The sequence below is a fragment of the Flavobacterium sp. 40-81 genome (assembly GCF_001898245.1).
In the GTDB taxonomy this organism is placed as follows: Bacteria; Bacteroidota; Bacteroidia; order Flavobacteriales; family Flavobacteriaceae; genus Flavobacterium; species Flavobacterium inviolabile.
Map to the genome: position 1 here is coordinate 43,272 of NZ_MKTM01000026.1, position 13,237 is coordinate 56,508.

Genomic DNA, 13,237 nt, shown 5'->3' on the forward strand with positions numbered 1-13,237 from the left:
AGAAAAATGGCAAGCGTTAAAAACTTAAAAAAAGACATCAACTACGTTTTAGGTGATATTATTGAAGCAGTTTACATTTGGGAAATGACTACTACAGGAAAACCAACTGCGGCTTCAGACGCATTAGTAGAAGAAGCGATTACAACATTTGACAGTTTGATCACTAAAGTGAACCAAAAAAATGTTGAAAATAAAAAATTACATTTCAAACAAATTAATAAAGATCTTGAAATTGCTGCTAATCAATTGGTTGATAAAATCAACGCATTGTAGTCAGAAAAATCAATAAAAAAGTGTGAAAAAAATATTTGGAAGTTTAAAAAACAACCTTATATTTGCACCCGAATTGAGACGCCGGTGTAGCTCAGCTGGCTAGAGCAGCTGATTTGTAATCAGCAGGTCGTGGGTTCGAGTCCCTCCATCGGCTCAATTTTTTACCGCATGTTTTTGCGGTTTTTATTGAAAAAAGAATAAAAATATTTGGGAGTTTGAAAAACAACCTTATATTTGCAACCGAATTGAGATGCCGGTGTAGCTCAGCTGGCTAGAGCAGCTGATTTGTAATCAGCAGGTCGTGGGTTCGAGTCCCTCCATCGGCTCAATCGTCTTTAAGCCACTTGAAGAAAGTGGTTTTTTTTATTTATAAAGGTTTAAAAAAAGCGGCTTATGAAAATAAGCCGCTTTTTATTTTTATTGTGGAGTTTGTTCCTGCTGTTTTCTTTTCGCAATAAACTCTTTTAGCATTTTACCATAGTGGGATTGAGCCACCTCAGGCGATAACGATTTCTGAATGGTATCCATATATTTCAGATTGGTGTCGTAAATATCCGTCAGGGCAATATAAGGTGCTACTTCATATTTGGCATTGTTTACCGCAAAATTCACCGCATCCAGATAACGTCGGATGATTAGCTTTTCGTTACGCTCGTTCAGGCTGTCCATCATTTTTGTTTTGTTGAACTTCTGCGCATAAAGACTTAGGCTTAAAACCTTGTTTTCTTCGTCTGTAAAGCGTGATTTTATTTTTTTGTAGTCTTCGTATAGTTCGTTGTTTTTTGAGCCTGTAACTTTTGCTTTTGCGTAAAACTCTTTTAAGTCGGTCGTAATCTTCATTTCACCCGGTTCTGCAAAAAACATAAGGCTGTTGTCGATAGAATTGGAAGTGCCGCGATCCAGGAACAGGTAGTACATTTCCGGAGAATCGATTTTTAAGTTGCTCTCAAAATTGGAATTTCCTTTAATCAGGAAACTGTCGATCGTTACAAATGAAGTGTCAACGATTTTTTTTAAGTATAGTTTACCTTGCTTTAATCCGTTAACTGTTCCTGTAAGATGAAGGTTGTTTGCTGATTCGTTCTCTTTATTACAAGCGGTTAATAAGGCCAGCGAAAATAAGGCTATAAGTGTTTTTTTCATTAGGGTTACGATTTTAAAGTTTGCAAAGTAAAGAAAAAAATATTCAGATGCTAAGGAAGTTGTTGAAATAGTATGGTTTAATCCGGCAATTTCGGATATAAAAAATCCCCAATAGCTATTGGGGATTTTGAGAATATTCCGGATAAAGCATTATCCTTTTAACCAGGCTTCTTTGATTTTTGCTTTACTGTTGTCTGTAAAGTGTAATCCTTCCACATCTTCCATGGTTAAGGTTACTTTTCCTTTTAAAGTCTGTTCCTTGTTGTTGCGTTTTATTTTAATCGTGATCGGGTCGTTTTCTTTCCAATCCATGCTGGACATGATCAGCTCATAAATGTTATCCAGATTATAAGCGGTACCGTTAATCGCTAAGAGGGTATCGTCGTTTTTAAGACCAATTTTTTTCATGAAACCGTTTAGTTCCATTCCCGGCGGTATCATAATTTCTTTTGTCGCAGGGTTTACCGTGATATAAGGCATATCGCCTTTTAAGAACGGATTGGCTGGTTTTTTAACGCTTCCTTTGATAACACCCACTTTGGCAAAATAGTCGTTATAAGGAATAGGAGTATCACCGGCTACATATTTGTTTAAGAATGCACCGATTTCCGGATAGGTTAATGCGGTAATTTTAGCAAAAAGATCTTCATCGTTAAACGGTTTGTTGTTACCGTATTCGTTCGATAGTGCCTGCATTAAGCTTAAGATTCCTCTTGCTCCGTTGCTGCTTTCTCTCATTTGAATGTCAATGCACATCGCGATCAGCGCTCCTTTCAGATAAACATTATAATACGAATCTTTATATTGTTTGTCCAGGATGTTCTTACTCATGTTTGTAAACGGCATTTTGTCGTTGAAACGGGTTGACGCTTCAATTTTTTCCGCCATTCTGTTGTAGAATTCGTCTTCTGTGATTAAGCCCTGGTTTACCTGGAACAGGTTTGCAAAATATTCGGTAACACCTTCATACATCCATAAGTGCTCGGACATTTTTGGAGTATTGTAATCGAAATACTGGATTTCTTTGGAGTGAATGCTTAATGGCGTAACGATATGGAAAAATTCGTGGGAAACCACATCTTTCAATTGCTCTAAAAGCTGCGCTTTTGGCATCATTTCCGGCATAACAACGGTTGTGGAAGTGGTGTGCTCCAAAGCTCCGAATCCTTTGGCATCCGGTTTTTTCATATCGGATAAATACAACAATACACTGTATTTTTTAGTGCTGTTTACCGGACCTAAGAATTTTTTCTGCGCACGCATCATTGTTTCCATTTCCGGAGTGATGTCTTTTGCCGTGTAAGTTCCGTTTGGTGAATATACGCTGATCAGGATGTCCATACCGTCCACATTGAATGTGGTATAATCCGGTTTGGAATACATGATCGGGCTGTCAACCAGTTCGGCATATCTTGGCGTGTGGAAAACATCTACTTCATTGCTCGGATCATTGTCAACTAAAGATGTAGCACCCCATAATGTTGCCGGATGGGAAACGGTTACCGTGTACGGGATTTCGTTTTTCCCCTGAAAGTATCCTACAAAACCATGCGTGTTCAGCATGAAGTTTTCGTTAGCCGCAATATTGGTACCGGCTGGCGAAAAGATATCATGCGTTCCTTCCACATCATAAGTATCGTTAACGAGATATGTTACTTTTGCCAGGGCTTTTGCATTGGATATCTGCCAGGTATTGTCATCTGTTTTAGAAACGGCAAGTGCATTTCCGTTTGTATCAAGTGCTTTGAAATTGTCAATAAACTTACCATAATCGTCTTCCGAATAAGTACCCGGGATAATTTTTGGAATATGGAATGTTGCTGTTTCTGTAGTAAAGGTTGGAGGAGTAATGGTTACCATTACTTTGTCATCCGTTACATTTTTAAGGTCAATGGCAACTTTTACCTCGTTTATAGTGGTAGCGGATGTTTTTTCCTGAGTTGTTTTACAGCTCATAACCATCACTGCCAGTGCCAATGTACAGATAAGTTTCTTCATCGTTTTATTTTTAGTTTACTATTTGTAGTTGGAATTCGATTTTTGTTACAGTTTATTCTTTTTTAGGAAAAGATTAATTTTTTCCGAAAGTTCCGGTGTATTCCGGGTATCCGGATCGGAATAGGAAGCCAGGTTTTCGGCTTCGTCGCCGGTGATGTTTTTAAAGACATGATTCATGTTCGGAATGATGTTTAATGTGGCGCCCGGTTTTGATTTTTGTAATAATTCGGCATCCAGAACGCGAACCTGAAGGTCTTTGTCGCCGTTTATGATCAGTACAGGAACTTTTAATTTACTGATCTCTGTTTGCGGATTGTATTGCATCCAGGATTTCATGTACGGCTGAACGCTTTCCCGGAGAATCGAGGCCAGCAATGGTTTTTTAATCTCGATGGTTTCTCCTTTTTTCAGGGCGGCAAAACTCTGAACCAGTTCCTCTTTTAAAGCGGGTGTCTGGCGGGTTATCTGTTCCACAAGAATTTCATCAATCGGTCTTCCGGGACCGGCTAATGAAATGAAAGCATCCGCTTTTGTTTTTTGGGCGGCAATCATTCCGATCAGGGAACCTTCGCTGTGTCCGGCAAAAAGGATCTTTGAATAATGGTACTTGTTTTTCAAATAGTCAAATACAGTAACGGCGTCGGTAATCATGTCGTCAAAACGCATTTCTTTTTCGTTGACAGTTCCGGCAATTATCTGGGCAATAACTCGCTTGTCGTATGTGAAAACGGCATAGTTGTCTTTGCATAAATCTTCGGCAAGATACTTTAGCGAATTGTTCCTGCCTTTCAGCTGGTTTCCGTTCCGGTTAGTCGGTCCGGAACCGGCAATAAGAATGATCAGCGTTGTTTTTTGCGGCTGACTTTTTGCCGGTGAATACAGATCGCCTTTCAGTAATTCGTTAACCTGTAGTTCTTCCACAGCAAAAGGCTGTTGCCGGGCATAACTTTTTAAACCGGCTATAAGAAGGAAACCTGTAAGAATTATGTTTTTTATCATGTTTTAGTCTTTTATAGATATTGGAGGAGCTGCTTCATCGGTATTTTGGCTGTCATATTCGCCCGGATAAAGAGTGTATAAATAGATGTTTTCGATTTCACTGAATACCGTATCCTCCGGATTAATCATTGTCAGGTTCATTTCAAAATTAGGTTTATCGGATTCTCCGATTCCGATAATGTGCATGTTGTTTTTGGATTTGGTCATTTTAAGGTATTTTGAGCTGGTGTTCAGGAAATATGAGGTTACCCATACGGTTCCGCTGCTTAATTTACCATCAGTAATATCGGCTTCATATTCTTTTTTGCCTTTCGGATTAAAATACGTCACTTTACCGTGTAGCATACCGTCCTTTTCGGAATAACTCATTTTCAGTTTGCCATTATCATAGTAAACCGTTGTCTGGTAGCTCAGGGCCGCAGCATCCAGCAGTGTTTTCTTACTGATCAGGATGTTCCCGGAAAAAGTACTTTGTTCTGTGAGCTGTCCGTTCTGATAGGTTGTTTTGGATGTGCTGTTTTCACTTTCTTCAATAATAGCCTGGCCGTTAAACGGTAGATCATCCTTATAGGTTACTCTGGAAATTTCTTCTCCCTTGCTGTTATAAAAAATGTAATCCCCATTAATAAGATCATCGACGTACTGCGCTTTCGTGGCGATGATGCCGTTTTTGTAAGTAGTGGTCTCCGCTAACATGCCGTTTTCATAAATGGATTTGCTGATCGGTTCTTTCGTTGAGGCATCCAGTGTGAGTTGCTCGCCCTGTTTGATTCCGTTTGCATAATTGTCAATCTGATAGGAATAGTAACCATCAGTGGTGATGACTTTCCCGTTATAAGGAGCTCCGTCTTTGTATTGTGTAGTATATAACGGCTTTCCGTCCTGATAAAACACTCCCGATTTGTTATAGTCGATTTCGCTGATTAACTGGTACTTGTTGCTGTTTGCAGTAGCAGAAAAATTAAGCGTATAAAGCTTTTCATAAAGCAGTTTTCCATTAGCATATTTCTGAATGGATTGAATGTCATCGCTGCCCTCAAAGAAAGTATAAAGGGTTCCGTTTTGTTTTACATAGTCGTATTCGCTTATTTTTTTACCCTTCTCATTATAGAAGATGCCCATTTCGGGATCATAGGTGCCATAGGTGATGTCGGATTTTATTTTTCCGTTTTTATAGTAGCTGATGTCTTTTGAGAGTCTTTCGTTTTTGTAAAAACTCACTTTTTCCGGACGGAGTTCATCGGAAATGGTCTTATTGTACACTATGGATTTGGCGTAGGTTCCGCCTTTATACTCATAAGCATCGTTGATAACATCGTTATACATCGTATAAAGTATTCCGTCTGCAGGTGTATCGTAATTGCCCGGACTATAGGAATCGGAATAGGTCAGGGTACCGATGTTTTTTCCTTTTTTATCAAAAAAGACGGCCGTTTTGCCTTCAAATTTTTTAAAAGGTTTCTGGTTGCTGTAATAAATAGTTTCCGAAATAATAATACCGGCTTTGTAAATACGGATAATATTGTCTGCTATTTCGGTTCCGTCTAACGGATTGGAAGAATCAGGGTCATAACTCAGACTGCTGCTTATTTTTCCAAAACGGTCATAATTGTCGGTTGTCATTATCATTCCGCCGTCATTGTACAGATCTGTTTTCAGTAAGCTGCCGTCCGGACGGTATTTTTTTGTTTTTACAAGAGCCCCGTCTTTGTATTCCGAATAGGTTTCCACGATATCCTGATCTTTACCTTCTTCCTGATTGTCATAAAAATAATGAAGCTGTATACCGTCCTGAGGAGAGGAGTAATCATATTCGTCCAGTTGTTCGGTCAGTTCACCCGCTTGGGAACCATCGGGATGGTAATAGATCGTATACCGTTTGGAAGCCTTGTCCTTTACCGAATGGGATTTTACCGAACCGTTTTTATAGAAAGCGGTCACTTCGGTCACTTTTCCGTCGGCATATTTACTTACGGTGCTTAAAAAGAAAGGAGAATAGTTATAAATGGCTTCCAGCCCATTTTGAATCGTATAGCCGGTCAGGGTAACATCGCTGATAAGATCACCGTCTTTATTGTGTGAAATCTGACGGACTAATTGTGTGCCTTCATAAAAGTTTTTCTGTCTTAATTTCGGATTTTTAACAGGGTATACTTCGGAATAAAGAAACTGCCCGTCCTTAGCTTCTAAAGTGAAAGAATTATCATCTTCTTCAAACGTTATTTTCCCATTGTAAAGCATGTTGTCTTTAAAAACAGCTTCCGATTTGCTTCCGTCTTTAAGATAATAGGTTACCGGACCTTCAATAATACCGTCTATATAATTGGCGGTTGAAGACAATTGGCCGTTTTTGGAGTAAAATTTAGCAGGACCGTTAAAGAGTGAGCTGTTTTTTTCGGCTGTAAATCTTTCGGCTTTTTTTGTTCCGTTCCGATAGTATTCCGTGGATAGAAAAGTACCATTTTTGGCTTTCCTGTCAATTCTGAAATACTTCGCGAGTTCTTTTGGTGTTGGTTCATAATACCGATTGATCCATAAAGTGTCCTGAGAATAGGCATAACCGGATAAGAGTAGTAAAGCGGCGATTATTGTTTTTTTCATGGCTGTAAAAAAAATTAAATTATAGTGTGAATTTACGGCTAAAAGTTGGGAAACGGAAAGGAAACAGCTAAAATTAAAAGGATGATTTTCAGGCTTTCCGGCAGGGCTGTTTCCAGACGGTTTTATCGGGAAAAAGTATAAAAAAATGCCCGCGGCTGCGGGCATTTTTTTAGTCAAATTTATTTTTAAAGTAATATTTGCTGTCTAAATCATCGTCTTCCAGTTCATTATATTTTTGAGGTTTCGGTTTAGGCTTATTAGCAGCAACCTTTTTTTTCCAAAGCTCAAAATTATCTTTCGATAACTTTTTACGAACCATTTCTGTTACTTCACTTTCAGAAATTCCAAACTCTTCTCTTAATACTTCAAAAGGTTTTCTTTCCTCCTGAGCCATAGCGACAATTCTGTCAATTGTTTCCTTGTCGAATTCTAAAACTTTACTTTTTTTCATCAGATGAAAAATTAATTCAGATAATTTTTTTTAAATGGTTAAATTCTATACTCAATATTACTAAAAAAAATAATTGAGCAATAGCAACTTTTTATTTTTTTTGAATTTTCAAAAATCAGACCAAAATACTTTTTGCTTTTGAAAAAAAGTATCAAAAAATATTTGAAATATAAGATATGTTCGGGTTTGAGCCGTGTTTTTTACTTTTTTTAAAATTTTAAAGGCAATGCTTTTACCGGCCTTTTGGAAGTGGAAATAAAGTTTAAAGTTGTTTTCAGGATAAAAACAGTTCTTAAAAATAAAGGCATAATGTGTTTTTGTTGCTTGATGTGCTGGTACATTTTGTAAAAGAAATAAAAAAAGCACCAACTGGTGGTGCTTTTTAGTGTAAGGTATTTTGGAATCATTATTCTTTGCTAAAAATGGATTTGTACACAATTCCGGCGATAATAGCGCCTAATACCGGGGCGACAATAAATAGCCAAAGCTGACTGATGGCTTCACCACCCACAAAAACCGCCTGGCTGATACTTCTGGCAGGATTTACCGAAGTATTCGTAACCGGAATACTGATCAGGTGAATCAGCGTTAAGGCAAGACCAATCGCAATTCCGGCAAAGCCTTTCGGAGCCCGTTCATCGGTAGCGCCTAATATGACAATCAGGAAAATAAAAGTCATGACTACCTCGGTTAGAAAGGCGGCATTCATACTGTATTTTCCGGGAGAGAGCTCTCCGTAACCATTGGAGGCGAAACCTCCGATATCACTTCCGTTACCGGTTGCGATTACATAAAGGACAGCCGCAGCTGCGATACCTCCAAGTATTTGTGCCACGATGTAAGGAACAAGTTCTTTTGCTTCAAACCGGCCGCCCATCCATAAACCTATGGAAACTGCGGGATTAAGATGTGCTCCGGAAATATGGCCCAAAGAATAAGCAATGGTGAGTACTGTAAGTCCGAATGCCAGTGCGACTCCTACGAATCCGATTCCCGCATCCGGGAAATTACAGGCTAAAACTGCGCTACCGCAACCTCCTAAAACCAACCAAAAAGTTCCGATAAATTCTGCTACAAATTTTTTCATAATAAAGGGGATTAGTTAAACAATGGGTAATAAATGCAATCAGGTATAATTGTAAGACCAGTAAATAAGGATGATCTGTAAGGGCAATCGGATAAAACGCACCCATTTTGATAAGCCTAAGGAAGCCTTATCATTCAGGTACATGTATAGATTAGCCGGAAATACGGCAAATAAAAGCACTATTATTCCCCAGGCAGCAAAAGATTTGGTTTCAGGAAAGCACAACAGGATGCCTGAAACGATTTCTGCAATGCCGCTGATATAGTTTAGTAATCGGGGATTCGGTAAGTAGGGAGGGATGATTTTCAGGTATAACCTTGGAACTCTGAAATGATTAATGCCTGCTATGATATAAAGCGAAGACATGAGATATAAATGCCAAGGTAAACTCATTTTCAGGTAATTAAATGATTATATCCGTTACACGAATATAATCATTTTTACAGGAAAATTCTATATTATTCCTTTTTTTTGAAAGAAATGTTCATGATCACAATCGCTAAAATTATCAGTACTATTCCTAACCATTGTGTTAAAACGACCTCTTCATTTAAGATCACAAAAGCCATCATTACCGATACCGGAAGTTCTAAGGAAGAGACAATACTTCCCAGTCCGATCCCGGTGTGCGGGAAACCGGAGTTCATTAACATTGGCGGAATAATGGTTCCGAACAGGGAAAGTACAATTCCCCATTTTAAGAAGATATCAAAGTTATAAGGAGTGGTTTGGGTAAAAATACCAAACCCGAAAACGATAACCGCACCACCCAACAGCATGTACAGGCTTCGTTGTGCCGACGATATTTCGGTTGCCACACTGTTTGCCGTAAACATAGTCGTTGTAAAAGAAGCTGCTGCCAGCATTCCCCACATTAAACCTCGCCAGTCAAGTTCTATTTCACTGGTAAGTATGTTGGTCGCCAGTGCCGTTCCTGCCAATACAATAACAACAGAAATCACTTTTTGAAGCGATGGCAGTTTTTTGTCAATAAACATTTCCAGCAAAACACCCATCCATACCGTTTGCATTAACAGTACAATACCAATCGAAACCGGAATGTATTTTACCGCCAGATAATAAAAAACACTGGTCATGCCCAGGGATGTTCCGGCAAGCATCAGCTGTGCAATATTCTTTTTGGTCGCTTTTTTGATTACGGTACCTTTATTTTTAGATTTCTGAAAGGCATTAATAATCAGAATCCCGATGATTCCTAAGATAAATTGAGAAGAGGTAACCTCTGCAGTAGTATAGTTTTCCTGATAGGCCAGTTTTACGAATGTTGCTAACATTCCGTAACTTGTTGCACCTAATCCTACTAAAAAAACTCCTTTTAATACGTTATTTCCTGACATTTTATTCATTTTAAAACAGCCTGCAAAGATATGGCTTAGTTATTATTTAGAACCATTAAGCGATGAAAAAAAAAGTTAATTGCTAAAATGGCATTTATTTGTGATGAAAAATAACAATCTTTTGCTGTCTTGCGGAAACAAAAAAGACTAACCTGAGTTAGTCCTTTTCTGTATGATAATGTATATTCTGATTATTCAGACCAGTATACTAAGTTCACAATGATCACACCATTAGCGTTTACCAGACTGTCTGATAAAGTTACGGTTGCCGGAGAAGTTCCGCTGAAATAACCGTCGTGAGAATCGAAAGTGTAAGTACCCGGAGCTAAATTGTAGAAACAGTTTTCATCTCTTTCCGGAGTGATATAGGCATTGGTAGCATCGTTATGAGCATAATATCCGTGTAAATCTGTATAATAAACAGGATTTCCCAAATGATCCACTAACTGAATACAAACATTGTATGTTTTGATAGCACTGGCAATAGCGTTAATCTCAGCGATTAAATTGTCAGTAGTACTGTTTTGTAAATCCAATACATTTTTAACATTAGGGATAAGATTTAAAGCAGTATTGTTGTCGTTAGCCTGTAAGGCATCGTTAATTTGATAGGTTAAACCAATTAACTGATCGTTTAAGTTAACCAGATCGGCAGTAATCGCATTTACACCGGCAGTAGTGAAAGCATTCTGAGAAGCAATCCGTGCTTCATTTACAAAATAATCAACATCGTCAGCATTATTTTGGATGGAAGCAACCTGTACAAACATCGCATCATAAAACTGTTGTGCATTTGGCGCATTTAAAAGCACAATTTGTTTGGCTAATTGTACGGCAGCATTTTTAGCAACCGGCGTATCCTGCTTAATGTTTTCGGCCATTCCGATAGCATTGTCAAGATTTTGTTGCGCAGTAGATTGCGCAAAAGCAGTACCAGCTGTTAATGACATAAATAATGTCAGGGCATAAAAAGTAATTTTTTTCATAAAAAAGATTTAAGGTTTTGTATGCCAAATGTATGAAAAACGTCTTAAAATGATTACAAACGGTATATTATTATTGTATTAATGAAATATTATTGGCGCGTTTTGAGTGTGAATCGTGATAAAAGCAGTTGTTGGTACTATAAGCTGGCCAACAGATTGCTTTGTATTCCAATTATCTTTCTAAAAATCAAATAGTTAAAAATAAATAGTTACAGTTTTACTATGGGACGGGAAAAGAGAATCAGTAATTACAGGTTTAAACTGGATTTGTGGGGATTAAAAAAAACGCTGTCAGCATTCCTGACAGCGTTTTCACTATAAATCGAATATAATGATGCAGCTTATTTGATAAGCTCAAAATTACGTTTTACAAAAGCGGTTAACTCTTCTCCTTTTAAAAGGTTTTGAGAAAGTTTCGCTAAATCCAAAGCCTGTTTTACCAGACTTTCCTGAGCCGGTTTGTCGGTAGTATTTAAAATGGTAGTTGCCAGGTCAGAATTGGTATTGATAACCAGGTTATACATTTCCGGGAAGTTCCCCATTCCGAACATTCCGCCGCCGGTCTGGCTCATTTCTTTCATACGACGCATAAACTCCGGCTGTGTAATGATAAACGGAGCTGCTTTGCTGTCCATCGCTTCCAGCTGAACAGTATAGTTCGCTTTAGGAACAATTTCCTCTAAAACGGTTTTCAGATTGTTTTGCTCTTCATCCGATAATTTCGAAATAGGAGTATCGTCTTTTTTGATTAAGTTGTCAATGTGATCCGAATCTACACGGGTAAACGTCAGTTTCTCATTATCCGCTTCCAGTTTCTGAATTAAATGCGAAACAATCGGGCTGTCCATTAGCAGGACTTCATAGCCTTTTTCTTTAGCCGCATCAATATAACTGTGCTGACTGTCTTTGTTTGAAGCATAAAGAATAACCAGTTTGTCGTCTTTATCCGTTTGTTTCTCTTTTAAAGTTTCCTTTAGTTCTTCCAGTGTGAAATATTTGTTGTCAACCGTTGGATATAAGGCAAAGGCGCCTGCTTTTTCATAGAACTTAGGCTCGGAAAGCATGCCGTATTCCAGTACGATTTTAATATCGTTCCATTTTTGCTCAAAATCCTCACGGTTTTCGGTAAACAGCGATTTTAATTTATCGGCTACTTTACGGGTAATATAATTGGAGATTTTCTTTACGTTACCGTCTGCCTGTAAATACGAACGGGAAACGTTCAGCGGAATATCCGGCGAATCGATCACCCCTTTCAGCATGGTTAAGAATTCCGGAACAATACCTTCCACATTATCCGTTACAAAAACCTGGTTCTGGTATAACTGGATTTTATCTTTCTGAATTTGTAAATCACCGGACATTTTCGGGAAATATAAAATACCGGTCAGGTTAAACGGATAATCCACATTCAGGTGAATGTTGAATAACGGCTCTTCAAACTGCATCGGGTACAATTCGCGGTAGAAGTTTTTATAGTCTTCCTCCGTTAGATCGCTTGGCTGTTTTGTCCAGGCCGGATTCGGGTTGTTGATGATGTTGTCCACTTCAACGGTTTCCTCCTGGGCATCGTCACCTTCTCCGGTTTTGATGGTTTCGCTTCTGGTTCCGAATTTAATAGGAACCGGCATGAATTTGTTGTATTTGGTTAACAGTTCACGGATTTTGCCCTCTTCAAGAAATTCTAACGAATCTTCCGCAACATGCAGAATAATTTCGGTTCCGCGGGTTGTTTTGTCTGCAGCAACAAGTGTAAATTCCGGGCTGCCGTCGCACGTCCAGTGTGCAGCCGGTTCATCCTTGTAGGATTTGGTGATGATCTCCACTTTTTCGGCAACCATAAAAGCCGAATAGAATCCTAATCCGAAGTGACCGATAATTCCGGAATCTTTGGCAGTATCCTTGTATTTTTCAAGAAACTCTTCCGCACCCGAAAAAGCTACCTGGTTGATATACTTTTCAACCTCTTCGGCTGTCATCCCCAATCCCTGGTCGATGATTTGGATTTTCTTGTTGTCTTTGTCAATTTTTATCTCAATAACCGGATTGCCGTATTCTACTTTGGCTTCGCCAATACTGGTTAAATGTTTTAGTTTTAAAGTAGCATCCGTGGCATTTGAAACCAATTCACGAAGAAAAATCTCGTGGTCGCTGTATAAAAATTTCTTAATTAAAGGAAAGATGTTTTCAACCGAGACATTAATTTTTCCTGTAGTCATATTCAGAATATATTTTTGATGTTAAACTTTTCCGGTATTTATACAAATTAAGTACCAAATCTGGTGAAAGTGACAAAATGACGGTTATGTTAAAATTTCAGGAAAAATTATCATTCAAAATT

Annotated in this window: 11 protein-coding genes and 2 tRNA genes; 3 read left to right on the forward strand and 10 right to left on the reverse strand. The window is 38.4% G+C overall.

Annotation, left to right across the window (positions count from 1 at the left end; all coding sequences use genetic code 11):
* The first annotated feature begins 6 nt into the window (after positions 1-6).
* From BGO42_RS09860 to BGO42_RS09870, 3 genes are all read left to right on the forward strand, one after another.
* Positions 7-273, forward strand: a complete 267-nt coding sequence (locus BGO42_RS09860; protein WP_177732735.1) for a hypothetical protein — start codon at positions 7-9, stop codon at positions 271-273.
* A gap of 80 nt (positions 274-353) precedes the next feature.
* Positions 354-427: transfer RNA gene (locus tag BGO42_RS09865), tRNA-Thr, on the forward strand.
* Between the two features lie 98 nt (positions 428-525).
* Positions 526-599, forward strand: a tRNA-Thr gene (locus BGO42_RS09870).
* Between the two features lie 91 nt (positions 600-690).
* Here BGO42_RS09870 and BGO42_RS09875 read toward each other — a convergent pair.
* The 10 genes from BGO42_RS09875 to htpG all read right to left on the reverse strand — a co-directional run bounded on the left by BGO42_RS09875 (position 691) and on the right by htpG (position 13,115).
* On the reverse strand, positions 691-1,416 hold the full coding sequence (locus BGO42_RS09875) for a DUF4369 domain-containing protein (RefSeq protein ID WP_177732738.1): 726 nt from the start codon (positions 1,414-1,416) through the stop codon (positions 691-693).
* Between the two features lie 150 nt (positions 1,417-1,566).
* Positions 1,567-3,414: a M61 family metallopeptidase gene (locus BGO42_RS09880; protein WP_273246924.1), complete on the reverse strand. Its 1,848-nt coding sequence runs from the start codon at positions 3,412-3,414 to the stop codon at positions 1,567-1,569.
* Positions 3,415-3,459: 45 nt separating this feature from the next.
* Positions 3,460-4,413, reverse strand: a complete 954-nt coding sequence (locus tag BGO42_RS09885; RefSeq protein ID WP_273246925.1) for an alpha/beta hydrolase — start codon at positions 4,411-4,413, stop codon at positions 3,460-3,462.
* A 3-nt stretch (positions 4,414-4,416) separates the two neighbouring features.
* Positions 4,417-7,014, reverse strand: a complete 2,598-nt coding sequence (locus BGO42_RS09890; RefSeq protein ID WP_273246926.1) for a toxin-antitoxin system YwqK family antitoxin — start codon at positions 7,012-7,014, stop codon at positions 4,417-4,419.
* A gap of 169 nt (positions 7,015-7,183) precedes the next feature.
* Positions 7,184-7,465 carry a DUF2805 domain-containing protein gene (locus BGO42_RS09895; protein ID WP_273246927.1) on the reverse strand — a complete coding sequence of 94 codons (282 nt, stop codon included), beginning with the start codon at positions 7,463-7,465 and terminating at the stop codon, positions 7,184-7,186.
* Positions 7,466-7,871: 406 nt separating this feature from the next.
* Positions 7,872-8,552 (reverse strand): aquaporin Z, encoded by a 681-nt coding sequence (gene aqpZ, locus BGO42_RS09900; RefSeq protein WP_177732754.1) that lies wholly within the window; start codon positions 8,550-8,552, stop codon positions 7,872-7,874.
* Positions 8,553-8,591: 39 nt separating this feature from the next.
* Positions 8,592-8,945 (reverse strand): DoxX family protein, encoded by a 354-nt coding sequence (locus BGO42_RS09905; protein WP_273246928.1) that lies wholly within the window; start codon positions 8,943-8,945, stop codon positions 8,592-8,594.
* A 65-nt stretch (positions 8,946-9,010) separates the two neighbouring features.
* A complete protein-coding gene (locus BGO42_RS09910; protein ID WP_177732760.1) occupies positions 9,011-9,910 on the reverse strand; it encodes an EamA family transporter in 900 nt (299 codons plus the stop codon).
* Between the two features lie 191 nt (positions 9,911-10,101).
* Positions 10,102-10,896 carry a DUF2059 domain-containing protein gene (locus BGO42_RS09915; RefSeq protein ID WP_273246929.1) on the reverse strand — a complete coding sequence of 265 codons (795 nt, stop codon included), beginning with the start codon at positions 10,894-10,896 and terminating at the stop codon, positions 10,102-10,104.
* A 341-nt stretch (positions 10,897-11,237) separates the two neighbouring features.
* On the reverse strand, positions 11,238-13,115 hold the full coding sequence (htpG, locus tag BGO42_RS09920; protein WP_273246930.1) for a molecular chaperone HtpG: 1,878 nt from the start codon (positions 13,113-13,115) through the stop codon (positions 11,238-11,240).
* Between the last annotated feature and the right edge of the window lie 122 nt (positions 13,116-13,237).